Below are 25,022 nucleotides of genomic sequence, written 5' to 3'. Positions count from 1 at the left end.
GGCATTCCCCTCACACGTCCAGCAGAGGCCGGTGCTTGATGTGACGCGCGAAGACCTGCATGAACTGCGGATCGACACGCGCGCCCCACACCGCCAGCGAGTGGCCGACGATCCAAAGCACGACACCGGGAATCCACAGTTGCAGGCCCAGCCCGACTGCGGCGGCCAGCGTGCCGTTGGCGATCGCCACGGTGCGCGGCGCACCGCCCATCAGGATCGGCTCGGTCAGCGAGCGATGCAGCGGCACCTCAAAGCCAGGAAGATCGTTGACCGTGCTCATACGACAGCCCCGCCGGAGAAGCTGAAGAACGACAGGAAGAACGAGGACGCAGCGAACGCGATGGACAGACCGAACACGATCTGGATCAGCTTGCGAAAGCCCCCCGAGGTATCGCCGAAGGCCAGCGCCAGGCCCGTGGCGATGATGATGATCACGGCGACGATGCGCGCCACCGGCCCCTGGATGGATTCGAGGATGGATTGCAACGGCCCTTCCCACGGCATGGAGGAACCGGCGGCCTGCGCGGTGCCGGCGATCAGCAGCATCAGCGCGGCCAGCAGCAGGCCCCGATAGACCGGGCCGGCCAGGTTACGCAAGCGTGAGCTGCACGATGGCCGCGCATTACGCAAAGCCGGATTTACAGAAAAGCGGAAAGCAGGAACGTGCATCTGCGTCATGGCAGTTCTCCAGGGTGGTTGAGGGACGGGAAAGACTCAGGGGAAACCGGCGACAGCTCGGGAAACGGCGTCTCCATCGCATCCACCAGTCGGTAGCCCACGCCGTCAAAACCGACGACGCGGGCAATGCTCTCGATGCGGCGCTTGCGCCCGCGCCCGGCGATGTGGATCACCACGTTGACCGCTTCCGCGATCAGTGCACGCGGCGGGTTCACCGCCACTTCGAGAATCAGTTGCTCCAGGCGCAGCAATGCGCCGATGGCAGAGCCGGCGTGGATGGTGGCGATGCCGCCGGGGTGGCCCGTGCCCCACACCTTGATGAGATCCAGCGCCTCGGCGCCACGAACCTCGCCCACTACCACGCGGTCCGGCCGAAGTCGCATGGAAGAGCGCACCAGCTCTTGCATGGACACCACGCCCTGGCGCGTGCGTAGCGGCACATGGTCGCGGGCAGCGCATTGCAGCTCTACCGTGTCTTCGAGCACCAGCACGCGATCGCCCGTGGCGGCGATCTCGGCCAGCAGCGCGTTGGCGAGCGTGGTCTTTCCCGTGCTGGTGCCGCCCGCGATCAGAATGTTCTGACGCTCGCGCACGGAGCGCACCAGCAGGTCGGCCTGCGCGGCGGTCATCATTCCGTCCTCGGTGTAGCGCGACAGCAGGATCACGCCGACAGCGCGCTTGCGCAATGCGAAGGCCGGCCCCGGCGCGGCTGGCGGCAAGATGCCCTCGAAGCGCTCGCCCGTCTCGGGCAGCTCGGCCGACAGCAGCGGCTGGCCGCGATGCACTTCCGCGCCGACATGGGCGGCCACCAGGCGGATGATGCGTTCGCCATCGGCCTCGGACAGTTCCACGCCCATCGGTGCGCGACCGGTCGAAAGCCGGTCGATCCACAAGGAGCGATCCGGGTTGAGCATGATTTCCACCACGTCCGGGTCTTCCAGCGCTGCGGCGATCAGCGGCCCCATGGCGGTGCGCAGCATCTGGATGCGACGATCCAGTGACGTGGCAGCCGATGAACGGGGGCCTGGCGGGAGTTGGGGAACGGCACTCATGAGGCACGCTCCTGCGCATCGGCCGTAGCGACCCTGGCCGCCGCGTCATCCATACGCATCGGATCAGGATGCAGTTCTTCCACCACGTCCCGCACCAGGCTGCGCCCGCGCAACAGGTGGTGCCCGAGCTGTTCGACGAACTGCTCAAAGCGGGCCTTGCCCTGGGCGCGAGCCGCATTCTGATGCGCTTCGGGCACCGGTGTGCTGACGGTCAGGAAGTAGCGGATGAACAGCGCCAGCGTCTCGATCTGGATGTTCTGGTCGCGCTCCAGGCGCTCGGCATGGCGGGACAGGCGGTCCAGCCGCTTGGCAATCGCCGCCTCGCGCTGGTCGGCGGCGTCCGGCGACAGCCAGGACGCCAAAGCGGCCGCGACGATGCTGGACTTGGACACGCCTTTCTTGGCGGCCAGTTCGTCAAGCCGTTTGCTGTGCTCCGGCTGGATGAACACGTTGAGGCGGTGTTGGGTCATAGGTCGATTCCGTCGTCAGGGTCGAGGGATGCCAGCCGCGCCGTGCGCTGCATGGCCGGGTCAAGCTGGTGCGGGAGGGGAAGCGGCGCGTCGTCGTCATCCAGCAGCGACAGGTCGCTGGCCAATGACTCCATGTCTGGGTGGTACTCGCTGGCTTCAGAAAGCTCGGGCTGACGGCGCGGGCCGCCGTCGTCAGCACTACCCTGGCCATCGGCGGCTTCGAGGGAGGGTGCGGCTGGAACAGCGGGAATCGTCAGCCCGCTCCAGTCATCGGCACGGACCGGTGGCACGTCCGCATAGCGTCCAACGGCAAGCGCGGGAGGCGGCAGCACGCGGTGTTTGAAATTGCTATCCGCGTAGTAACGCAGCTTCTTCGCCTTGATCGGCGCCACGCTGGACACCATCACCACTGCCTCGTCGGGCGAGAGCTGCATCACCTCGCCGGGCGTGAGCAGTGGGCGCGCTGTCTCCTGGCGCGACACCATCAGGTGGCCCAGCCACGGCGCGAGCCGGTGGCCCGCGTAATTGCGCTGAGATTTCAGTTCGGTGGCCGTGCCCAGGGTTTCGGAAATCCGCTTGGCGGTCCGCTCGTCGTTGGTGGCGAACGTCACGCGCACATGGCAGTTGTCGAGGATCGAATGGTTTTGACCGTAGGCTTTGTCGATCTGGTTCAGCGACTGCGCGATGAGGAAGCTGCGGATGCCATAGCCGGCCATGAAAGCCAAGGCCGTCTCGAAGAAGTCGAGCCGCCCGAGCGCCGGGAACTCGTCGAGCATCAACAGCAGCTTGTGACGGCGCGCGATGCCGTCGCTGCCATCCAGTGATTCGGTGAGACGCCGTCCGATCTGGTTGAGGATCAGTCGGATCAGCGGTTTGGTGCGGCTGATGTCCGAAGGCGGTACCACCAGGTACAGCGATACCGGGTGCTCGGCAGAAATGAGATCGGCGATGCGCCAGTCGCAGCGCGAGGTGACTTCGGCCACTGTGGGATCGCGGTAGAGGCCCAAGAACGACATGGCTGTGGACAGCACACCAGAACGCTCGTTATCGCTCTTGTTCAGGACTTCGCGTGCGGCGGAAGCCACCACGGGATGAGTCGACTCTCCGAGGTGCCGCGTGGTCATCATCCTGTGCAGCGTCAGCTCGAAGGGGCAGGCCGGGTCAGAGAGGAAGTTCGCAACGCCCCGCAGCGTCTTATCCTCACCCGCATACAGCACATGCAGGATGGCGCCGACCAGCAGCGCGTGCGAAGTCTTCTCCCAATGGTTGCGCTTCTCCAGCGCACCTTCGGGATCGACCAGGATGTCCGCGATGTTCTGCACGTCGCGCACTTCATGCGCGCCGCGCCGCACTTCCAGCAGCGGGTTGTAGGCCGCCGACTTCGCGTCGGTGGGGTTGAACAACAGGCAGTGGCTAAACCGGCTACGCCAGCCAGCGGTGATCTGCCAGTTCTCGCCTTTGATGTCGTGGATGACGGCGGACACGGGCCAGGACAGCAGCGTGGGCACCACCAGGCCGACACCCTTGCCCGAGCGCGTGGGCGCAAAGGTCAGGACGTGTTCCGGGCCTTCATGGCGCAGGTACTGGTGGTCGTGCTGGCCGAGGAACACGCCAACGGGCTGAGTAAGGCCCGCTTTGCGAATGTCCTCCGTGTTGGCCCAGCGTGCCGTGCCATAAGTCGTGACCAGCTTGGATTGGCGCGAACGCCAGATCGACATGCCGATGGCGACCACCACGGCAAAAAGGCCGCTGCCGGCGGCAATGGCGCCACCCGTGTCAAAGACGTGGGGCGCATAGGCATCGAAGAAGAACCACCACTCGAACAGTCGCCACGGGTGGTAGATCGGCGTGCCGAAGAAATCGAACCAAGGCGAGCCCAAGCGTAGCTGGTAGCCCAGGGCGGCGGCTGTCCATTGTGTGGCGCCCCACACGCCGGAGATCACGATGCCGAAAACCACGGCGATCTGACCGAACAGCACGTTCGTCCCTTGCATGACTTTGCCTCCGATTTCTCCTGCGTTGACTCCGCATGGGAAAAGCGGCACAAGGACGTGCCGCAGGCATCAGGATCGGTGCCGGGTCAGTGCTGGTCAAAGACCGTTATCAGCAGAAAGGTCGAGAAGAAAACAAGAGTTCGCACAGGAGCGAAGGACGAAAAAAAACCGCAAACGCGGGCGCGCTGCGGCGTGTTGAGAAAGAAAAGCCGGGCTTCGTTGCTGACAGCAGACGATCAGAACTTCGGCGGCTCCTTCGGCGGCGTGTAGGGCGTTTGACCGTCGCCATAGAACCGCTTGCGCGTGGCTTCGGCGCCCCGGTTGCACAGCACGTCGCCCAGCGTGGGACGGTCAGTCTTGCACTGTTGGCGCAGCTCTTTGAGTCGCTTGGGATCAGCGGCCAGTTCTTCGACCGTCGGGATGTTCGTCTGCGGAGGGGATTCAGATCGACCGCAGGCAGCAAGTACCGCGACCAACACCAGTGGAATGGACACCTTCATGACGCGGACTCCTTCTGTGTATCTGGGCGATCATCCGAAACAGGTCTGTCGCGTTCGGATGGCTCGATGGTTTGCACTCGTTCGGTGAAACGAGTCAGTACCTCTGAAACCTCTCCCGCCGGGCGCAGCAAGTAGGTCGTGACCATGTGCGTGCGCCCAGCCAGCGGACGCGCTACCACACCCGTCTCCCGGCTGGTCGTGATGTGTATCTTGCTCGCCAACCCCAAGGCGACCTGCCCAACGTTGATGGCTTCAAACGAATTTCATTGGCGCAAGAATGATGACTTGTACATGTAAGCATCGCGGTGTGATCTTCTGGCGCCGTCATGCACAACTTCCGCTGGGTTCGCCGCATATTGCTGCGAACGCCAGTGCGAGACTTGCCGTGGCCGCTCCGACGGCACAGGTACCGTTCCATCCGAAAAAGGAGAACGCGAGTCCGCCCAGGCCTGCCCCAATGGAACCCCCAAGAAGCATCGTCGCGATAAACACTGTGTTGAGGCGGCTGTGCGCCGTGGCATCGAGGGCCAGCGCCCTTGAATGGTTCGCGACTTGAGACGATTGGACACCTATGTCCATCAGCAATACGCCCACAGCAAGTGCCCATAAACTGCCAGGCAAGGCGATGAGTAAGACGAACGCGAGGATGACCAGCGCCGCCCCGGCACGAATCACCGCATGGGGGCCGCGTCGGTCAGCGAGGCGACCGGCCGCGGGTGCGGCGGCCACACCGGCCGCGCCGATCACTGCCATCATCCCAGTCGCTGATGGCCCCAATTGGTAAGGCTCACTGGCAAGCAGCACCGCAAGGTTCGACCAGAAGGCCAAAAAGGCTGCGAAGATCAGGGCTTGTATGAGGACAGCGATCCGCAATGTCCGATGCTCGGCCAGCAGCAGCCATAGCGAACCCAGCAATGCGACATAACTCGGACTTGCTTTCGGATGGACCTTTGGTAACCGCCATGCAAAGAGGACCGCCATTGCAAACATGGCGCCGGCAGCAGCAAGAAACATGGCCCGCCAACCCCACCATTCCGTGACGCCGCCGCTGATCGTTCTTGACAGCAGAATGCCTAGAAGAATGGCGCCCGTGATCAAACCAAGCACCTGGCCTCTGGATGAAATGGGCGCAATGTGAACCGCAAGTGGAACGATTTGTTGTGCAGCGGTAGAGAACAGGCCGATCAAGAAGCTAGCCGCAATCAGCAACCACAGCGTTGTCGCCATTGAGGCTCCAAACAGTACCAACGCAAGTGCAGCCGTCGTGAGAACGATCAGTGCCCGGCGTTCAAATTTGTCACCCAGGGGCGCAAGAAAAATGACCCCCAAGGTATTGCCCGTCAAGGCGGCCATCGGGATTGCGGCCACGACGGCAGGCGTGGTGACGAATGCAATTGAAAGCTCGGCGAGCATGGGTTGGCTGTAGTAGGTATTGGCAACAGCCAATCCTGCTCCCGCCGCAAGGAGAGGCATCAGCTTGTCCTCTGGGCTTTGTTTCATGCTCCAATTTCCTCCCTATCGTCAGGACGACGTGACACCAGGCAGCGAGCCTTCGATGGAGCCGCAACGACTCTTTCGACAAACCGCGACAACTTCTCGGACGGCTCCCTATCCAACCTCAGTAGATAGGTCGTCAGCACTGGTGCGTGCCCGGCCAATGGACGCGCCACGATGCCTTGCTCTCGCCCGCCTGCGATCTGCGAGGCACCAGCCAGTCCCAGCGCCAATCCCGCCGCGACCATTGCCATCATCAATTCACAGGACATGACCTTTTCGGCGACCAGCGGCTCCTGATCCGCGACGCGCAAGATGTGCTCGATCTGCCGGCAGTAGCCCTCGCAGAACTGTGGGTCGCCCATCACCAGCGGATAGCGCAGCACTTCATTGAGTGGAATGCGCTTGTATGCCAGCAAGGGATGGCGTGCCGGCAAGGCAACGTGCAGCGGATCGCTCCAGGCCTCCACTGCCAGGATGCCATCGCCCACGTTGGCCGATTGGGCGAGGCCCACGTCGTACAGGTCTTCATGCAGCCCCTTGAGCTGCTGCGCCAAAGGCACCTCGAACAGACGGATTTCCACTTCAGGTTCTTCCTGCCGGCACAGTGCCAACAAGGCCGGCAGGCGTGAGGGAGTCATGCCATCGGACAGTGCGATACGCAATTGACCGTGAAAGCCATTGGCAGACGCCTTCACACTGTCGCGAGCCTGCTGCAAAGCCGTGAAGATACGCGGCACATGCTCAAGGAACAGATTGCCGGCGAGGGTCAGCCGTGTGCTGCGCGTGGTGCGGGCGAACAGCACCACGCCCAGTTCTTCTTCTAGCTCCTTGATGGCGCGAGACAGCGGTGACTGCTCCATATGCAGCCGCTCAGCGGCATGGGCAAAGTGGAGTTCTTCGGCCACGGCCAGGAAGCAACGCAGGTGCCGCAATTCCATCTGTAACGCCGCTATCGGTACACAGGATGGCGGTGGCACAAGGCCACCACCAGTTCCCGCACCCGATCACGTACCGTTGCCAGCGTACCGCCTCCCGTCTCAAGCGCATCCAGCACATCGCAAAGCCAGCCGGCCAGTTGCTCGCATTCGGCCACGCCAAAGCCGCGTGTGGTCACGGCTGGCGTGCCGATGCGCACGCCAGAAGTTACGAAAGGCGAGCGAGGATCGCTGGGCACCGAGTTCTTGTTCGCGGTGATGTAGGCGTCACTCAGCGCGGCATCCGCGTCTTTGCCGGTGTACGGCTTGGCGGACAGGTCGATCAGTATCAAGTGGTTGTCGGTCCCACCTGACACGATCTTGTAGCCGCGCTGCTGGAGCGTGGCCGCCATGGCACGTGCGTTGATCACGACTTGTTGCTGGTACGTCTTGAACTCAGGCCGCAGTGCTTCTTTGAATGCGATGGCCTTGGCGGCGATCACATGCATCAACGGGCCGCCTTGGATGCCGGGGAACACGGCGGAATTGAGCTTCTTGTAAAAGTCATCATCCTGCCCCTTAGACAGGATGATGCCGCCGCGTGGGCCGCGCAGGGTCTTGTGCGTGGTGCTGGTGACCACGTGGGCATGCGGCAGTGGATTAGGGTATTCGCCCGCCGCCACTAGGCCGGCCACATGCGCCATATCCACCCAGAAGACTGCTCCCACCTTGTCGGCAATGATGCGCATGCGCGCCCAGTCCTTGTGGCGGGAATAGGCGGAGAAACCGCCGATCAGCATCTTCGGCCGGGTCTCCAGCGCGATGCGCTCCATCTCGTCGTAGTCGATCAGACCCGTCTCGGGATCAAGACCATAAGGCACGATCTTGTAATGCCGCCCGGAGAAATTGGACGGATTGCCGTGGGTCAGATGGCCGCCCTGGGCCAGATTCATGCCCATCACGGTATCGCCAGGATTGATCAAGGCTAGGAACACCGCCGCGTTGGCCTGGGCGCCGGCGTGAGGCTGGACGTTGGCATAGTCGCAATCGAACAGCGCCTTGGCCCGCTCGATGGCCAGGCATTCGGCCACGTCCACGTTGTCGCAGCCGCTGTAGTAGCGCTTGCCCGGATAGCCTTCGGCATATTTGTTGGTGAACACCGAGTTCTGGATGGCCATCACCAGCGGGCTGGCGTAGTTCTCGGAGGCGATCAACTCGACATGATCCTCCTGGCGGCGTTCTTCGCTCTGCAGGGCTTGCGCCAACTCTGCATCGAAGTCCATAAGAGCGAGGGATGTGTCGTACATGGTGGGGTGTCCTATCGTCGGTTTCGTTGAGGTTGGGTTGCTGGGGATAGCTCGCGCATGTCCATGTCCAGTTGCCCGCGGATGCTGCGGATGAGATCGCTGGCAGCGGCCAGAGCTTCGGCCGCTGACTTTTCCGCCAGGCTCTCGATGAGCCAGGCGTCGATGACGACGGCATCGGCGCTCTGGGCGATGTCGCGGGTGGCATGCGCATCACGAATGCTGAAGTTGATGCCCACGGGAATGCGCACATGGCGGCGAATGCGCGCCAGCGTTTCCTCCACCAGGGACCGATCCAGCGTCTGGTCGCCAGTGAGGGCCTTGACGCATAGGCAGCAGAGGTAACCGCTCGCGCGCTCGGCCACCACCCGCACGTGGCGCTCCGTAGAGGATGACGCCAACCGAAGAATCATGTCGAGGCCGCAATGGCGCAGTTGTGCGGCCAACTCACCGGGGGCTTCTAGCGGGCAATCGACCACCAGCACACCATCCACGCCCGCGCTGGCCGCGTCTTCGGCAAAGGCGCCCGACTGACGCAATTGGTCGTAGCGTTCGATGGGGTTTGTATAAGCCCTCAGCACCACGGGCGTGGCGCCATCCGCCTCGCGGAACTGACGCACCTGGTCAAGGACTTGCAGTGGTCCGACCCCTGAGCGCAATGCATGTTCCCCAGCGGCTTGGACCGCCGGGTCATCTGCCGATGGATCGGAGAACGGCACGCCCAATTCAATGACGTCGGCTCCGGCCTCCACCAGCACATGCATCAACGCAGGCGCGATGTCCGCGTAAGGGTATCCCGCGACGACATGGGTAATCAGCGCCTTGCGCCCTCGTTCGCACAAGCGCTCAAACGTGATGGCAAGGCGATGCGTGGCCGGACCCGCAGTCACCTCACACACTCCGCCTGCAAGGCGGCGTCAGGCACCGCAGGGTTCGTACGACTGAACGCAGGAACGGAGGACAGCAAGCGGGTGACACGCGCCACGATGTCGTCAATCTGCGCTTCGTCGCAGATCAACGGAGGCAGCAAACGGATGGTGGTGTCGCGGGTCACCGTGATGAGCAAGCGCTGCTCCTCCAACGCCTGCCCGACCAGTTCCTTGCAACTCCTGTCCAGCTCGATGCCCGCCATCAGGCCCTGACCCCGGATCGCAAGGACGCTCCGGTGGTTGCCCAGCGCTTTTTGCAGGCCTGTGAGCAGGCGGGCTCCCAGCACGGCGGCCCGCTGCGGCATGCCGTCCCGCGCCATGATGTCGAGCACGGTACAGCCCACGCGGCAGGCTAGGGGATTGCCGCCGAAAGTGGATCCGTGCTGGCCGGGCGAGAACAGGTCGGCCGCCTCACCCCGGGCAAGGCACGCGCCGATCGGAAAGCCGTTGCCCAGCGCCTTCGCCAAGGTCATGACGTCGGGTGTGATGCCCGCATGTTGGTGCCCGAACCACGCGCCGGTGCGGCCCATGCCGGCCTGGATCTCGTCGATCATCAGCAGCCAGCCTCGCGTATCGCACAAGGCCCGCAGTTGCCGCAAATAATCGGCACTGGCGACGCGGATGCCGCCTTCCCCCTGCACAGGCTCAATCAGCACCGCAACGATGCCCGGCGATTGGTCTGCTGCACTACGCACCGCTTCGATGTCGTCGTAGGGAACCCGCAGGAAACCGGGCATCAGAGGCTCAAAGCCTTGCTGCTTCGCCGGATTGCCGGTGGCCGAGAGTGTGGCCAGGGTGCGGCCATGAAAGCCGTTCTCCATCACGAGGATCTGGGGTTGCGCCACCTGCTTGCGGTGCCCATGCAGGCGTGCAAGCTTGAGTGCGGTTTCGTTGGCCTCGGCGCCAGAGTTGCAAAAGAAGACCCGCTGCATGCCCGCCAGCGCGCACAGGCGTTCGCCCAGTTGTTCCTGCCAGTCGATGCGGAACACGTTGGAGGTGTGCAGCAGCAGCCCGGCCTGCTCCGCGATGACGGTGGCAATCTCCGGATGGGCATGGCCCAGGCTGGTGACGGCGACACCCGCAATGGCATCCAGGTACTCCACGCCGTTCGCGTCCCACAGACGCGCGCCGCTGCCTCGCATGAATGAGACGGGTTGGCGGGCATAGGCCCGCATCAAGTGGGAAGGGACGTGTTGCATGAATGGTGACTCCAGTGAGATTCGGAAAATGCTTGGCGGATACGCACCAGTTCGCGTGCGTGGGTCTGGCTGTTGGCTTGGGGGCTGGCCACTCGGCTCGGCAGCACCAATTCGGCGCATCGCGCGTTGTGGGTGTGGCGCAGCGCCTGCACGATCATTTGGCAAGCCATTGGCAATGGCTTCGGGCAACGTGGCACCGTTGAGCCAATGCCCCGTCAGGGCGGCGCTGAACAGATCACCGGTTCCTTTGGGCACGGCGTCGATGCGCGCATGCGTGATGACGTGCGCTTGCTCGCGGGTGACAAATACAACCTGCATCTCTCCGTCCGCCCAGGTACCCGGCGCCGCACTGATCACCGCGATCCATTGAGTGCGGCCCGTCATCAAGGTACGGGCCGCGGCAACCACACTCTCCATGTCATCGACCGGACGGCCTGTCAGGTGCGCCAGCTCGAAGCCGTTCGGTGACAGTCCATGAGCCAGCGGCAGCAAAAGCTGGCGGTAGGCGTCGGCCATGCCGGTATCGACATAGATGCCGTGGTCGTGATCGCCCATCACGGGGTCGATGACCACGCGCAGGTCCGCGCGCTCGGCCTGCAAGGCCTGCGTCCAGCGGGCCAGCACCTCGGCTTGCCCCGGATTGCCCAGGTAGCCGACCAAAACGGCGCGCAGCGCATGCAGCGCGCCGCGTGCCGACAAATCCTGCAAGTAACCCTCGAACCATTCGATGGGCAGCGCACCGCCGTGCACCGTCGGATAGTGCGGCGTGTTGCTGAACACGACCGTCGGTACCGCTGCCACCGACAGGCCCAGGGACTCCAAGGTCGGAACCGCGACGTTGTTGCCCACGCGGCCATAGACCACCTGCGATTGCACCGAAACCACGTCCGGCCGCAATGGCCGCAGGGCAGGAAACGGTGTGTCGGTCATGGCGGCGTCCCCGCTGTCTCTGTCGGCCAGTAGTAGCTGTCCGGCATGGCGCGCGCGCCAAAGATGGCCTGCCCGACGCGCACCACGGTGGCGCCTTCCTCGATGGCGATCTCGAAGTCGCCGGACATGCCCATGGACAGCTCTTCCAGCCCGATGCTTGCTGGCGCGTCTTGCCGCAACTGGTCGCGCAAGGTGCGCAGGAGGATGAAGCACTGGCGCACCCGCTCCGCCTCGCCGGAAAACAATGCCAGCGTCATCAGCCCGCGTACGCGCAGCGCCGGGAATGCGGGCAACTTCTCGATGAAGCCCTGTACCTCCTCGGGCGACAGTCCGTACTTGCTGGCCTCGCCCGAGGTGTTGACCTGCACGAACACATCCAGCGATCGTCCCTCGGCCTGTAGGCGCCGCTCCAGCGCCTCGGCCACGCGCAGGCTGTCCAGCGCCTGGAACTCGGTGGCGAAGCGCGCCACCAGCTTGGCCTTGTTGGTCTGCAGGTGGCCGATGACCGACCAGTGCAGATCGGCCAGGTCCTGCAGACCTTCCCATTTGCCGAAGGCTTCCTGCACCTTGTTTTCGCCTAGCAGGCGGCAGCCTGCCGCATAGGCCAGGCGCAGGCTGGCCTCGGGCTTGGTCTTGCTCACCGGCAGCAGGCGCACCCCGGCCGAATTGCGCCCGGCACGGCGGCAGGCGGCGTCCATGCGGGCGCGCACCGCAGCTAGGTTGTACCGGAAGTCATCGACCGTGGCCGCCTGCGGATAACGGCCATGCTGGTCATGAAAGGTCTGGGTGTCCAATGGCTCAGGCATTGGCTCCCTCCCTCTTGATCGCAGGCTCGGTGGCCGATGCCGCCGTGGCCGGCCGCCCACGGCGTGGCAGTGTGCCATTGAGCACGGCATGGGCCACCAAGCCGATGACCAGACCCCAAAACGCACCACCGATGCCCAACAGCGTGATGTTGGCTGCTGCGGCCAGAAAGGTGATCAGCGACGCTTCGCGCGTCTTCGCGTCGGCCAAGGCGGTGGCGAGACTGCCGCCGATGGTGCCCAGCAACGCCAGTCCTGCCAGCGTGGTGATGAAGGTCGCCGGGAAGGCCATGAAGACAGCGGCCAGTGTCACGCCGAACACGCCCACGAGGATGTAGCACACGCCTGCGGCGATACCCGCGATCCAGCGCTTGGACGGGTCTTCGTGCGCCTCCCGGCCCGTGGCGATGGCGGCCGTGATGGCGGCGATGTTGAAGGCATGCGAGCCGAACGGCGCCATCAGCAGCGATCCCAACCCGGTCACCGTGACGATGGGGTTGGCGCTGGTCTTGAACCCGTCATTGCGCAGCACCAGCATGCCAGGCATGTACTGGCCGGTCAGCGTGATGAGGAACAGCGGCAAGGCGACGCTCAGCAGCGCATTGAGCGAAAACGCTGGCATGGTGAAAACCGGGGCGGCGAGCGTCAAGCTCAGTCCCGACAGATCCACTCGATCCTGCATCAGCAGAAAGAGCAGGCCCAACACCAGGATGCCGACGACGGCATATCGGGCGCTGAAGCGTTTGAGCACCACATAAGTCACGATCAGCAAGCCGGCCAGCACCGGATCAATGCTCATGCCACCGAAAGCCTTGATACCGAATTGCAGCAGGATGCCCGCGAGCAAACCCGCGGCCACGCCTGGTGGAATCAGCCGGATCAAGCGCTCGAACCAACCCGATAGCCCCAGCAACACAAATGCCGCTGCTGAAATCAGGTAGGCCCCCACGGCTTCGGCATAGGGCGTGGTTGCCAGCGCCGTGACCAGAAACGCCGCCGCAGGCGTGGACCAGGCGGTAATGATGGGCTCGCGCGTCAGCCAGCTCAGAATGATCCCCGTCATTCCCACGCCGATGGAAATCGACCACACCCAAGAGGCCGTCAGCTCCGGGCTCAGGCCCGCGACCTTGGCGGCCTGGAACACCAGAATGAATGTGCCGCCGTAGTTGACGATGACCGAGATCAGGCCGGCTACAACGGGATGGGTGAGATCGCTCCAGCGAACGATTGAAAGTGAAGGGACGGATGACATGGCTTGACGGTGACTCCTGACAAATCGGTTGAATGGCTTGTGAAACGTATTTATAGATTTAAAATGGCCGGATGTTCCCCGCCACTTTTATGAAGAGATACCGGCCAATTGTTCAAGCATGCCCAACTTGAATCCGTCAAAGCCTGGATCGGCGATCCTGCGCATGGCGCCTTGCCTCTGCACGCGCGCGTGCAGCGGGCCATTCGCCAATTGATCCTTGATGGGGTGCTTGACGTGGGCAGACCATTGCCCGCGTCACGCGCTTTGGCGAAGTCCCTGGGGGTGTCCCGCGATACGGTCGAGTCGGCCTACAGCCAGCTGCACGCGGAAGGCTTCATCGAGCGGCGCGTGGGCAGCGGCAGCTTCGTTTCGGAGCGGGCGCAGCGCCTACCGGGACGCGGCAAACCTCGGCAAACCAGTGTGGATCGCAAGGCCACACTGCGTCTGAGCCAGCGCGGCAGCGCCATGTTCCACAGCGGCGGCGTGCGCGACTTCCTGGCACCACGGCCGTTCGCGCCCGGCGTGCCCGAGACGCGCAGCTTTCCGCTCCAGACCTGGGAGCGATTGGAGCGGCAGGTGTTGAAGGAATACGGCACCCTGGCGCTGCTACATAGCCCGCCGCAGGGCATGGAGCCGCTGCGGCGCGCCATCGCCGATTACGTCAATCTTGAACGGGGGGCGCGCGCCACGCCCGATCGCGTGCTGGTGCTGACCAGTTCGCAGCAGGCCCTGACCCTGTGTGCCACGGTGCTGCTTGATGCGGGTGAGCGAATCTTCATCGAAGACCCCACGTACCACGGCGCACGCAAGGCGTTCGACGCCGCCGCTCTGGAATGCGTGCCCGTGCCGCTGGATGCGGACGGCCTGCGGGTAGATCGTTTGCTGGAGGCGAGCAAGGCGCCCGGTGAACCGACCAGGGCGGTGTTCCTGACGCCATCGCACCAGTTCCCCACCGGGGCGACGCTGGCGCTGGACCGGCGCCTGGCCGTCATCGAATGGGCCAGAGCGCAGCAGGGCTGGATCATCGAAGACGACTACGACAGCGAGTTCCACTACGCGGGCAAACCCACCGCCTGCGTGCAGGGGCTCGATCCGCATGAGCGCACGATCTACATCGGCACCTTCACCAAATCGCTGTTTCCCGGCCTGCGCATCGGCTACATGGTTTTGCCGTCGCCGTTGGTGGCCCCGATGACCGTGGCCAGAACCCTGCTAGATGGGCACAGCGCGCCGATTCCGCAGCTCACGTTGGCGCGCTTCATCGAGGGCGGCCACTTCGGCGCCCATGTGCGTACCATGCGCGCCGTCTATGCCGAACGGCGCGACGTGCTGGCGCGGCTGGTGCGCGAACATCTGGCCAACTTCGTGGAAGCTCGGGTGCCCGCCGGTGGCATGCAGATGCCGTGCGTGTTCATCCGCGACATCCCCGAGCGCGAGGCCGTGGAGTCCGCCCGTCGAGCGGGCATCGACTTGCTGGGGCTGACGGCACTGCATGCGTCGAGCAAGCACAAGGCAGGCTTCCTCATGGGATTCGCCGCCCATGCTCCGCATGAACTGGAAGTTGCCGTCAAAAAACTGGCGAACGTGCTGCGTGCGCTGTGCCGCTGATGTCGGCCTCCCATCTCGGGAAAACGCTTCTCGTCCATCCCGAGAGCTGTCGAAAACGGGCTCAAAGCATCGCGTTCATGCCTACAACAACTGCGGCACGGAAGACACCAGCAGCGCCACGCCCGAGATTGTGAGCAGACCCAGCACGATCCGAGGAAACCGCGCCTCGCTGATACCGATATACAGCCGGGTGCGCAGCAGCGTGGGCACCAGCATGGCGGGCGCCACGATGGCGAACAGCGGCAGCATGTCGCGCGTCACGATACCGGTGGCTTCCACTGCACTAGGCATGAGCACCATGCCGTCATCGAACATGGCATAGTGCTTACTGGTCGCTCGCTCCGTTCCTGGTCAGAATCAGAACTTCGGAAATTCTTTCGGCGGTGTGTAGGGGGTTTGACCGTCACCGTAGAACCGCTTGCGCGTGGCTTCGGCGACCCGGTTGCACAGCACGTCGCCCAGCTTGGGACGATCAGTCTTGCACTGTTGGCGCAGCTCTTTGAGTCGCTTGGGATCAGCGGCCAATTCTTCGACCGTCGGGATGTTCGTCTGCGGAGGGGACTCAGATCGACCGCAGCCAGCAAGTACCGCGACCAACACCAGTGGAATGGACACCTTCATGACGCGGACTCCTTCTGTGTATCTTGGCGATCATCCGAAACAGGTCTGTCGCGTTCGGATGGCTCGATGGCTTGCACTCGCTCGATGAAACGAGCCAGTGCCTCTGAAATCTCTCCCGCCGGGCGCAGCAAGTAGGTCGTGACCATGTGCGTGCGCCCAGCCAGTGGACGCGCTACCACACCTGTTTCTCGGCTGGTCGTGATGTGTATCTTGCTGGCCAACCCCAAGGCAAGCCCCGCTGATACCAGCACCATCATCATGTCGCATGACGCTACGCGTTCTGCAATCAGCGGCTCTGTGTCGACCTGACGCAGCACGCGCTCGATGTGCTTGGCATGGCCCTCGCATGCTTGCGGATCACATAGTGCCAACGGATAGCGCAGCAGTTCCTCCAGAGGAATGCGTTTGTACTTGAGCAGCGGGTGCCGGGCCGGTACGGCGACCATGAGGGGATCACTCCAAACAGGAATCGCCACGATGTCATCGCCGACTTCTTCCGACTGGGCGAATCCCGCGTCGTACAGGTCGTCATGCAGCCCCTTGATCTGCTGAGATAGAGGCACCTCGAACAGCCGTGTCTCGACGTCGGGTTCTTCCTCTCGGCACAATGCCAGCAAGTTCGGCAGACGCCACGGCGTGATGCCATCGGACAAGGCAATGCGTAACTGGCCGTGAAATCCGTTCGCGGCAGCTTTGACGCTGTCACGAGCTTGTTGCAAGACGGTGAATACGCGAGGCACGTGTTCCAAGAACAGTTTGCCGGCGCGGGTCAGCCGTGTGCTGCGCGTGGTGCGGGCGAACAGCACCACGTCCAGTTCTTCCTCCAGTTCCTTGATGGCGCGGGACAGCGGGGATTGCTCCATGTGCAGTCGCTCGGCTGCACGGGCGAAGTGGAGTTCTTCCGCAACAGCCAGAAAGCAGCGCAGGTGCCTCATCTCCATAGTTCGCTCCTTCTGTAACTGGTGACTTCCGCGTGACCTTTTCTGCGGCTATGGTCGCGCGATGCGGAACGCCGCGTTTGCACCCCAGGTCGCCACCGTCAGACTGCCGTCTGGCGCTAGCGCCAAGTCCACGGGACTGCTCAAGCCATCAGCGATCACCGTGCGCCGACCATTGCGATCTATCCGGTTGACTGTTGTGCCACCGTAGTCAAAGGCGGCATCCGTGCCAGCCCGCACGATGCCGGGGCCAGGGCCAGGGCTTCCCAAATCAGAGTTGATGGTGCGAGCACGCGAACCACCTGAGACCAAGGAAATACCACCTGCGATATTGCTCACCAGAAGATCCCCGTTGGGAAGCTCTACGGCACCTACATGTGTTTGCAGCCCTTTGGCAGCGACGTCGATCTTTCCATCAGGATACGCGGCGAGAATCTGATTGGTCCGCCTGTTAGCAATCAGCAACCGGCCGCGTGCGTCGAAGGACAAGCCCGCGGGTGTTGCCAGCCCACGCACGAAGACTATTGTTTTGGAGCGTGGCGTCGCAGGCGTTGGGCCCCCAAGCCGGCCAACACAATCATTAACAATATCATGGCCCATGCGCCTAAAGTCGGAACCGGGGTTGGCGTCAGAGGCTTGCCGGGCACTTCCGTTTTGGCATCGTCCTCGTTGTTGCTCAGGTTGATGTCTCCAGGCGCATCCAGGCGTCCCGTGTTGAGCAACGTGGTGCCGGCAGCAGTGGATGCATCGCTCTTGGCCGTGAAGTGGAAGATGCGGCTTTCATTCACAGGCAGGGTACCCACGGCACAAGTCACGGTGCCGGCACTGTTCACACAACCGTCGGCAGACGAGACGAAACTCATGCCGGCTGGCAAGGTGTCGATGACCTGGGCGCCCAAGCTTTCCAGCGGGCCGTTGTTACGCACCGTCAGGGTGTAGACCAATTCCTCGCCAGCGGTGATGGTCGCCTTGTCCACGTCCTTGGTCAGGCCCAGGTCGGTAGCGATAGGCGCGCGGCGGGTGGTGGTGTCTTCATCCACCTGGTTGTTACCCATCTCTGCTTCGTTCTCATCCACCTTCACACCGACATGGTTACCCTGCGTGCCCGAGTAGTCCCCCGCAGTGACGATGCTCTCGGCCCGCATGTCGTATTGCACCACCACCTCTTTGTCTGCACCTACGGCAAGAGACGGGAAAGTGCAAGTGAGAATGCCCGATGTGGCACCCACGGCGGGCTCGGTGCATGTCGGCGTAGCCACTGCGACACCAGCCACGCTGGCGGTCAGGTTGCCTTGGTAGCTGAAGCGCGCGGTGTTGCCGACATTAGGGAAGGTGTCCGTCATCACCAGGTTGGTGCCATAGGACGGCCCGGCGTTGCGGATATTGACGGTGTAACGGGTCATCGCGCCCAAGACCACGGGGTCCACGCTGTCAGTCTTCTGCACAAGGATGTCTACCAGCGAGTCGATCACCTGAGCGGGAATGGTGCCCGTGTTGTTATTCAGGTTGGTTTCGGTGCTGTCAGTGGCCACGGTCACCGTGTTGGTGATAGTGGTGCCCAGCGCAGCCGGCAAAGGCCGGACGGTGAAGGTCACGGTGCGGTTGCCACCCGGCTCCACGGACGCCCATGTACACAGCAGCGTCTGGCCCGTGGAATCCATCGTAGGCACGGTGCCGCAGGTGCCGCCATTGGACGGTGTGCTTGCGCTGACGAAAGCGGTATTAGGTGGCATCACGTCGGTGATACGCACGTTGGTCGCAATGGACGGTCCACCGTTGTTGGCGGTTACCGTGTACGTCATGGGCTGGCCCACGCGCACCGGAGTAGGATTGACGGTCTTGCTTACGGTCATGTCCACACGCGGCTGCACCACGCTGGTGACGGTCGAGGTGTTGTTGCCCCGGTTCGGATCCCCCACATCCAGCGAATTGACCGTAGCCGTGTTGTTACGGGTCAGGTCAGTGGCAGTGGCGTTGTTGGGACGCACAACGATGGTGACCGTGGCAGACGCGCCAGCATTCAGCGTACCCAAAGTGCAATCTATGCTGGCTGATCCGACGTTGGCGGGTGCACTAGGTGTGCACGAGCCAGCCGAAGGCGTGACAGACAACAGACCTGGTGCCCCGCTACTGGAGAGCAGGTTGTTAACCGTGTCGTATATGTGCACGTTGGTCGCGTTGACGGTAGCGGACAGATTGGTAGCCGTAATGAGGTAAGTCAGGGGTTGACCGACCACCACAGGGTCCGGCCCCACCACAGTCTTCACGATCTGAAGATCGCTGGAATTCAACGGATCTGTGCCGGCAACGCCGGCGCCGTGGCAGTTGCGCGCGAAGGTGGCCGGATTCGTGCCGGGGGCTTGGGTGGGACCGTTGCCAGCTTCCGTAGGGCCGTTGCCGCTCAACGCAAGACAGACGTTGTTTTGTGGTGAACCCGCTGCCGTATTCACCACCTGTATGGCGAGATTGGGAAGGTTGCTGTTGATGGCCAGAGGCGTTGAGCGCGTATGAGTGCAGGTCAGCGTGACGAGGCCAGCAGCTGGCAGAGTAGTGCCAACGGGTACGGAGCAAAGCCATCCGGCACTGGTAGGCAGCGCCCGAAGTGTCATACCGGACGGAATAGTCTCGGTCACAGTCACCGCTTGGCCTGTCAGCAGAGGCATGGGCCCATAGTTGCGCAGCGTGATGTTCCAGTCGTAGTTCTGACCTGTCACCACCGGACTGAGGCTGGATGCCTTGGTGATGCCCAAGTCGGCCGTGTTGTTTACGATGACGGTGCTGGTGTTATTACCTCCGGTCGGGTCGGGCGGGGTAGCCGCCACATGGCCCGTGTTCGGGATGTCGCCGATGCCGGTCACATTGGCCAGCAAGGTGATGGGAGGCAGGTCGGTGAAGGCGCCGCCGGTGTAGGTACCGGGGTAGGTACAGGTCAGCGTGCCAGCGGATCCCACGGGTGCTCCGTCCGCAAAATTGCAGTTCCAGGGCGCGGCGCCGTTGGAGGACACGTAAGCGAATCCGGCGGGCAGCAAGTCAGTTACGGTCACCCCGGTGGGCGCGGTCCCGCCTTCCTGGCGCGCGGTCAGGGTGAACGACGCCTGAGTGCCGCCTCCGCCCGCAGCTAGAACCACGGTCTTCTTGATGCTCATGTCGGTGCCAGCACTGAGCGGCTGACTTACCGTGGCGAGATTGTTGTTGCCATCACCGTCCAGATAGTTAGACGACACATCGAAGGCAGCATCAACGGCGCCAGTGACGTTGCCCACGGCGTTGACGGTGATTGGCGGAAAGCTGTTACCGGTGGCCAACCCGTCGTCGCGGGTGCAGGTAATCGCGTCGCCCACGGGGCCGCCGGGCTCATCGGTCAGCGGGTACCCGGATGCGGGTTGACAGGTCCACCCCACTCCGGTGGGCCGCGACCTGATAGACGAACCCGCCGGCACGTTAAAGGTGACCGTAGGTGACTGGCCCACTGGCAAGGGATCTGGGCCCAGGTTGTTGACGTTCAGCGTGTAGGTATACGGCGCGCCCGCGGCAATCGTGCCTCCGGCCGAACTGGTGGCGGTAATGGCCAAGTCTGCCGCCTGTTGCACGGTAATGTTACGGGTCAGGCTGTTGTTACCTTGGTTTGGATCGGTGGAGGTGGACGTGACCGCAGCCATGTTCGTCCATACCTGCGCACTGGGAAGTCGCACGCGCAGTGTGACGGTGCGTGTGCCGGGGAAAGGCAGAGATCCCCAGGTGCATTCGTAGGGCACCACATTGGTGCAGATGCCGCCATCGCTAGCGCTCATGCTCACAAACGTTGAGCCAGCGGGGATGGTGTCAGTGAGCTTGATGCCGTTGGCTGCATCGGTGCCGTTGTTCTGCACCGTCATCGTGATAGTAGCGATACCTTGAGCCGGCACGGGATCTGGACTGACCACGTGATTAGATAGCACCAAGTCGGCCGATTGTGCCCAAGCGCTACCACCGCCCAGCAACGCCGCCAGGGCGATGCTGCCATATGCCAGTCTATTGCGCCAAGTGGTGCCGGAAGTCTGACGATACAAGGTGATTGCTGGCACAAAAGAAAGCGGGTGTTGCTCTCTCATCGACGACCAATCTGGACAATCAAAAGCGAGATAGGCGCGCAATCGCTGTGACATTAAAAATTTTCTTTCTTGAAAACCTCCAGAATTTGCGTCATCTCCAAGGTGCAAGCAAATTCTGAACAATAAATTCAAAATAAGGCGTAGATCTGGTCAAGCCAAGCGGCCAAATTTCAAAAACTTATTGAGAGTCTGGAGGTTTTAGAAATTTTTACCTGCCACATTCCGCCAATTTTTTATTGATGCATGAATGTTGACATTTGCGGATTTCCATGGAAGCTTTTATGATGTCTTTTCTAGTTATTGGTTTTACGCGTTAGCGACAGGTGGCAATTGATCGCCGCGATCAACCCACAAGTCACCAGAGATTCCCGCTTTAAGCTTCTAGTGGTATCTTATTCGCGGTCAACCGCGTAATGTAGGCGCCTGAAGATTTCCATGAAGAAGCCAGCGCAAAAAGTGGCCAATAGCCAGATCGCCGGATCTTTGTAAAACAAGTCAACTTAATAATTATCATCCTCTGAAAAATCTGATATTAAAAGTTATCAGAAACGACCTTAGTCATTTTTGCTGCAAGGGCGACTATTTTGATTGCCCATAGCGCTTGACCGATATTTTATTCGGATATGCGATTAAATATGCGAAACTCCAACGGCGAGGAGGCGGTCATTTTCTTGAATGCACGGGTGAAATGCGCAGCATCAGAATAGCCCAGAGATAATGCGATATCGATAATTTTTATATCAGTATCTTTCAATAATTGAGCAGCTCTCTCAAATTTTATTATATTTAAGATATCCCGATACCCTGATCCAAGATCACTCAAAATTCTCTGCAGGCTTCGGGTGCTTATATTCGCCATTTCAGCAACATCATCAACTGTCGGCATTTTTCCATCCAGATAAGCCGGCAACATCATCTTCAAAGACTCGATAAATTGAGATGAAGAGCTTAACTCGTTGATTCTTGTTGAATCAGCGCCGAGCTTTAGGGCGGCCGGGGGAAGCCCTAAATATCTCACCGGAACATCTATCCAGGAGGTTGGTTGACCTGAGAGAAATCGAGTTTTAGGCCATTGTGCTTGTACATCCAAGCTAGGGGTGTAGCGGGCCTCAAATGCGATCGTCTCTGGAGCCCATTTTGGGTTGATAAACTGCCGAATTATCTCGATGGGTAGAATGTTTTGAAGCCATTGCGCATGTTCAAGGTGCTGCAGTCCAGTAGTACCTTTTAGCCGGGTACAAACCCTCAATGAAGATCCGTGAAGCTCTAAATGTGTACAGAGAATAGTATCTTCAAAATGGGCTCTCGCACAGGTAATGCGAAGCGCACAAAACAAGGTGGGAGCAGTGGAAATCAACTCGCGGGAAACTTTGCTTAGGTGCTCAAAGCGTATGCCTTGAGACACCATGTGCCCAAAATCAAAAATACCTTGTGCCCGAGCAGTCGAATCTACAAATTGAACTGAGTTTCTTAACGGAACGAAATCATCTTCCTTGTTGTGAAGATTTGTTGGTAGTTTAAATTTATCAAGAAGTAATTCTGTCGGCGCTCCTATTGCGTGTTGAATATCAACAAAAGGAATTAGAAATTGGCATCTCGTGAGTGGGATTTTAGATATGCTCTATCCTTTCCTGTTTTTGCCTTTATTGGTCAAGTAATAATAAATCACAGATAAATGTCTCGCGCTTTTTCAACCCAAAATAACTGCCAAATGAAATTAATTTAATCAATTTATGGAATTTCTTGCGGCTGATATATTTGCTTCGGCAACATGGCTAATTTTATTTACTTGGTCTTAAGATGAATGCCTCTCAGTCAATTGGTCAATGTTGAGGGGGTGTTAAATAAAAATCTAAATATTCTATGATGATGTATTTTTTAAAAAATAACTTGCCACTTTCCGCCAGCTCGCAACCAGCAAGCGCGGCAGAGCCGCACAACGCACTGAATTTGGAGGCTTCATGAACGCACCTAGCAAACAGCAAGCAGGCCGCACATGGCTTTGCTGCAGGCTCTGCTGGCCCTGATCCTGGGGGCCATGCTGCTGGCAGCAGGCACGGCCCGCGCAGCGACAGAAATCGTCACCTACCTGCATAGCGACATTAGCGGCAGCCCGCTGGCGGCGACTGACGACACCGGCGCCGTGGTGTGGACGGAGAGCTACCGCGCCTATGGCGAGCGCTGGGTCAACGATCCGGGTAGCGCGCAGCAATCGCAGTGGTTTCACGGCAAGGAGCAGAACGCGAACACGGGTCTGCAGTACTTCGGGGCACGGTACTACGACCCGACTGTGGGGCGGTTCCAGGGCATTGATCCGATGGACTACCAGGATGGGAACCTGCACAGCTTCAATCGTTATGCGTTTGGCAACAACAACCCGGTTCGGTATGTTGATCCCAACGGCATGTGGGCAGAGGATGTTGTGTTGGCCCTGCCTGGGATGTACATGGGTTCGAAGAGCTTGGTGGACAACCTCAAGCAGGGCAACTGGGCAGCGGCTGGGGTGGATGCGGCCGGACTGGTGGCCGATACCATGGCCCTGGCCTTGCCGGGAGTTCCTGGGGAGTGGGGCTGTCGATCAAGGCTATGCGGGAAGGTGGGGATGCTGCAGCAAAGGGCGTAGGTGAGGCCGGTAGAGCGGGCAAACAGGCTCGGTTGAGAGAATTGGCCTCCTGCTACGGTGATGGCGACTGCCATATGGATCATCGACTGTTTCATTTTCCTGCTCCCTGCGCAAATACCTCTTTTGCCACCGTCAACCCATTCAAAGTGGCCGGGAATCCTGCAGAGACCGCCATCTGCATGATGGTTTCAACCACTTCCGCATGTGTCACCCCCACATTGAGGGCGCCCTGGATATGCACCTTAAGTTGGGGCGCTGCATTGCCCAGCGCGGTAAGCGCGGCGACAACTGCGATCTCCCGGCTTTTCAGATCCAGGCCGGGTCTGGAATAGATATCCCCGAAAGGGAGTTCAATCAGGTAGCGCGCAAAGTCAGGGGCAATGCCATCCAGACTTTCCGGCACACGTTCTCCGGCCTCACCGTCGATCTCCCGCAGTTTGGCGAGTCCGCGTTCGTAGTGGCTTTCGATGTTCAAGGAGTTCCTCCTAAGCACTCAAGCTGTGCAATTAAAGCTTCATTGAGGTTCGTACAGCACAAATTAGTGAATGCTTTATATGCGGTCTAACTATGAGTTTTCTACACAGGTCACATCGAATTTAAGGATGACATCGGACTGATTGGTATTTGCAAATTTTCCTTTGCAGCCGTCAGTAGTAATCGGCACAGCTGATTGATTGACAGACGGTTGTCCCCTTGCCGCCATACGAGAGCAGATTGGATCGGAGGAAGATTGACTTCGACATATGTGACTCGTGGGGTAGCGTAATATTGCACCGCACGCTTTGTGAGGAAAAAAACCCCCTGATCGGCGACCACAGCGGCAATGCCCTCCCGCACCGTACGTATGATGGGGCCGGGCTTTAATGGCTTTCTCTCTGGCGTCATCAGTGGAAAGTGGTATTCGGCCCACTTGACCCCAGTATTCAAGGACGGTACCCGAAGAATTGTTTCTCCGCATAGTTCTTCTGCGTCAATATGCGTTCTTCCCGCTAGTCGATGATTGGCGCTGATGCAGACGACCCGAGGATCAGACATAACGATAGGTCCCGCCTCTAATCCAGGAAGTCCGACTGGTAATCGACAAAACCCAATATCTACATCCCCATTTAGAATGGCCGTGAACTGGGTGTCATAGTTGAGTTCTACAAACTCTAACCTAATAAGTGGCGCCTCTTCTTTGTAGAGTTCAACTAAAGGCCTATACAACTCGTAAAAGCCGCCACCCAGAAAGCCTATGCGAAGCGATTCTTTCGCTTCCGAGCCGTCACGCTCTGCTTCTCGCATGGCCATACGAATCGCTCGCACAGGGTCCCTCAACCGGTGGACTAGGATCTCTCCGGTTTGGGTCAGCGTCACTCGTCTGCTAGTGCGATCAAATAACGCGTGACCGATCCTTCTCTCCAGACGGCGCAAGTGTTCAGATACCGTCGACTGGCTCATTCCCAGACGATCTGCTGTCCGCCCGAAGTGGAGTTCCTCGCTTAGCGCGATAAGAACTTCCAGTGCGCGTATATCCATACTTCTGTTGTCCTCTTCGTGTAGTCGGTGAATTGATCATGACATAGCACAAGGGGATCGCGAATCTCAGGTAAAGAACGAGGAGCCTTGGTTGCGTCGGG

Annotated in this window: 22 protein-coding genes and 2 pseudogenes; 2 read left to right on the top strand and 22 right to left on the bottom strand. The window is 60.8% G+C overall.

Going from position 1 to position 25,022, the window contains the following annotated elements:
- Positions 1 to 10 precede the first annotated feature (10 nt).
- The 14 genes and pseudogenes from G7048_RS01320 to G7048_RS01255 form a co-directional block, all read right to left on the bottom strand.
- Complete coding sequence (locus tag G7048_RS01320; RefSeq protein ID WP_166066441.1) at positions 11 to 280, bottom strand: VirB3 family type IV secretion system protein; 270 nt, start codon at positions 278 to 280, stop codon at positions 11 to 13.
- Complete coding sequence (locus tag G7048_RS01315; protein ID WP_166066440.1) at positions 277 to 678, bottom strand: TrbC/VirB2 family protein; 402 nt, start codon at positions 676 to 678, stop codon at positions 277 to 279. Before G7048_RS01315 ends, G7048_RS01320 begins: the two co-directional genes overlap by 4 nt.
- Entirely contained in the window at positions 675 to 1,730 is a 1,056-nt protein-coding gene (trbB, locus tag G7048_RS01310; RefSeq protein WP_166066439.1) for a P-type conjugative transfer ATPase TrbB, read from the bottom strand. The genes G7048_RS01315 and trbB overlap by 4 nt, the downstream gene beginning before the upstream one ends.
- Entirely contained in the window at positions 1,727 to 2,200 is a 474-nt protein-coding gene (locus tag G7048_RS01305) for a CopG family transcriptional regulator (RefSeq protein WP_166066438.1), read from the bottom strand. The genes trbB and G7048_RS01305 overlap by 4 nt, the downstream gene beginning before the upstream one ends.
- On the bottom strand, positions 2,197 to 4,194 hold the full coding sequence (locus G7048_RS01300; RefSeq protein WP_166066437.1) for a conjugal transfer protein TraG: 1,998 nt from the start codon (positions 4,192 to 4,194) through the stop codon (positions 2,197 to 2,199). The genes G7048_RS01305 and G7048_RS01300 overlap by 4 nt, the downstream gene beginning before the upstream one ends.
- A gap of 236 nt (positions 4,195 to 4,430) precedes the next feature.
- Positions 4,431 to 4,694, bottom strand: coding sequence for an EexN family lipoprotein (locus G7048_RS01295; RefSeq protein ID WP_166066436.1), 264 nt, complete (start codon positions 4,692 to 4,694; stop codon positions 4,431 to 4,433).
- A gap of 324 nt (positions 4,695 to 5,018) precedes the next feature.
- Positions 5,019 to 6,194 carry an MFS transporter gene (locus tag G7048_RS01290; RefSeq protein ID WP_166066435.1) on the bottom strand — a complete coding sequence of 392 codons (1,176 nt, stop codon included), beginning with the start codon at positions 6,192 to 6,194 and terminating at the stop codon, positions 5,019 to 5,021.
- Positions 6,191 to 7,129: a LysR family transcriptional regulator gene (locus G7048_RS01285; RefSeq protein WP_166066434.1), complete on the bottom strand. Its 939-nt coding sequence runs from the start codon at positions 7,127 to 7,129 to the stop codon at positions 6,191 to 6,193. The genes G7048_RS01290 and G7048_RS01285 overlap by 4 nt, the downstream gene beginning before the upstream one ends.
- A gap of 11 nt (positions 7,130 to 7,140) precedes the next feature.
- Positions 7,141 to 8,412 (bottom strand): serine hydroxymethyltransferase, encoded by a 1,272-nt coding sequence (glyA, locus tag G7048_RS01280; RefSeq protein ID WP_166066433.1) that lies wholly within the window; start codon positions 8,410 to 8,412, stop codon positions 7,141 to 7,143.
- 11 nt (positions 8,413 to 8,423) lie between these two features.
- Positions 8,424 to 9,299 carry a tryptophan synthase subunit alpha gene (gene trpA, locus G7048_RS01275; RefSeq protein ID WP_166066432.1) on the bottom strand — a complete coding sequence of 292 codons (876 nt, stop codon included), beginning with the start codon at positions 9,297 to 9,299 and terminating at the stop codon, positions 8,424 to 8,426.
- Positions 9,296 to 10,537, bottom strand: coding sequence for an aspartate aminotransferase family protein (locus tag G7048_RS28365; protein ID WP_166066431.1), 1,242 nt, complete (start codon positions 10,535 to 10,537; stop codon positions 9,296 to 9,298). The genes trpA and G7048_RS28365 overlap by 4 nt, the downstream gene beginning before the upstream one ends.
- Before the next feature lie 228 nt (positions 10,538 to 10,765).
- A pseudogene (gene pdxK / locus G7048_RS28360) lies at positions 10,766 to 11,467 on the bottom strand (pyridoxine/pyridoxal/pyridoxamine kinase); the annotation flags it as partial.
- Entirely contained in the window at positions 11,464 to 12,273 is an 810-nt protein-coding gene (locus G7048_RS01260; protein WP_166066430.1) for a YggS family pyridoxal phosphate-dependent enzyme, read from the bottom strand. The pseudogene pdxK and the gene G7048_RS01260, both read right to left, overlap by 4 nt.
- Entirely contained in the window at positions 12,266 to 13,522 is a 1,257-nt protein-coding gene (locus G7048_RS01255; protein ID WP_166066429.1) for a benzoate/H(+) symporter BenE family transporter, read from the bottom strand. The genes G7048_RS01260 and G7048_RS01255 overlap by 8 nt, the downstream gene beginning before the upstream one ends.
- A gap of 108 nt (positions 13,523 to 13,630) precedes the next feature.
- Between G7048_RS01255 and G7048_RS01250 the strand changes: the two genes are divergently transcribed.
- Positions 13,631 to 15,130, top strand: coding sequence for a PLP-dependent aminotransferase family protein (locus tag G7048_RS01250; RefSeq protein ID WP_166066428.1), 1,500 nt, complete (start codon positions 13,631 to 13,633; stop codon positions 15,128 to 15,130).
- 81 nt (positions 15,131 to 15,211) lie between these two features.
- Here G7048_RS01250 and G7048_RS01245 read toward each other — a convergent pair.
- The 6 genes and pseudogenes from G7048_RS01245 to G7048_RS01220 form a co-directional block, all read right to left on the bottom strand.
- Positions 15,212 to 15,400 (bottom strand): annotated as a pseudogene (locus tag G7048_RS01245) (sulfite exporter TauE/SafE family protein); the annotation flags it as partial.
- An 87-nt stretch (positions 15,401 to 15,487) separates the two neighbouring features.
- The gene (locus G7048_RS01240; RefSeq protein WP_166066427.1) at positions 15,488 to 15,751 is read right to left on the bottom strand and encodes an EexN family lipoprotein; all 264 of its coding nucleotides are present in this window, start codon (positions 15,749 to 15,751) and stop codon (positions 15,488 to 15,490) included.
- Positions 15,748 to 16,692: a LysR family transcriptional regulator gene (locus tag G7048_RS01235; RefSeq protein ID WP_166066426.1), complete on the bottom strand. Its 945-nt coding sequence runs from the start codon at positions 16,690 to 16,692 to the stop codon at positions 15,748 to 15,750. The genes G7048_RS01240 and G7048_RS01235 overlap by 4 nt, the downstream gene beginning before the upstream one ends.
- Before the next feature lie 48 nt (positions 16,693 to 16,740).
- A complete protein-coding gene (locus G7048_RS01230; protein ID WP_166066425.1) occupies positions 16,741 to 17,178 on the bottom strand; it encodes a hypothetical protein in 438 nt (145 codons plus the stop codon).
- 32 nt (positions 17,179 to 17,210) lie between these two features.
- Positions 17,211 to 20,834 carry an IPTL-CTERM sorting domain-containing protein gene (locus tag G7048_RS01225; protein ID WP_166066424.1) on the bottom strand — a complete coding sequence of 1,208 codons (3,624 nt, stop codon included), beginning with the start codon at positions 20,832 to 20,834 and terminating at the stop codon, positions 17,211 to 17,213.
- A 559-nt stretch (positions 20,835 to 21,393) separates the two neighbouring features.
- Complete coding sequence (locus G7048_RS01220) at positions 21,394 to 22,188, bottom strand: helix-turn-helix transcriptional regulator (protein WP_166066423.1); 795 nt, start codon at positions 22,186 to 22,188, stop codon at positions 21,394 to 21,396.
- A 588-nt stretch (positions 22,189 to 22,776) separates the two neighbouring features.
- Between G7048_RS01220 and G7048_RS01215 the strand changes: the two genes are divergently transcribed.
- Positions 22,777 to 23,403 carry an RHS repeat domain-containing protein gene (locus tag G7048_RS01215; protein ID WP_166066422.1) on the top strand — a complete coding sequence of 209 codons (627 nt, stop codon included), beginning with the start codon at positions 22,777 to 22,779 and terminating at the stop codon, positions 23,401 to 23,403.
- A 91-nt stretch (positions 23,404 to 23,494) separates the two neighbouring features.
- Here the strand turns inward: G7048_RS01215 and G7048_RS01210 are convergent, their stop codons facing one another.
- Together G7048_RS01210 and G7048_RS01205 are read right to left on the bottom strand one after the other, a co-directional pair.
- Positions 23,495 to 23,878 (bottom strand): carboxymuconolactone decarboxylase family protein, encoded by a 384-nt coding sequence (locus G7048_RS01210; protein WP_166066421.1) that lies wholly within the window; start codon positions 23,876 to 23,878, stop codon positions 23,495 to 23,497.
- A gap of 110 nt (positions 23,879 to 23,988) precedes the next feature.
- Positions 23,989 to 24,921 (bottom strand): LysR family transcriptional regulator, encoded by a 933-nt coding sequence (locus G7048_RS01205; protein WP_166066420.1) that lies wholly within the window; start codon positions 24,919 to 24,921, stop codon positions 23,989 to 23,991.
- Positions 24,922 to 25,022: the final 101 nt, after the last annotated feature.

This window comes from Diaphorobacter sp. HDW4B (genome assembly GCF_011305535.1).
In the GTDB taxonomy this organism is placed as follows: domain Bacteria; phylum Pseudomonadota; class Gammaproteobacteria; order Burkholderiales; family Burkholderiaceae_C; genus Diaphorobacter_A.
The sequence above is the reverse complement of the archived record's forward strand: the minus strand, read 5'-3'. Positions and strand labels throughout refer to the sequence as shown.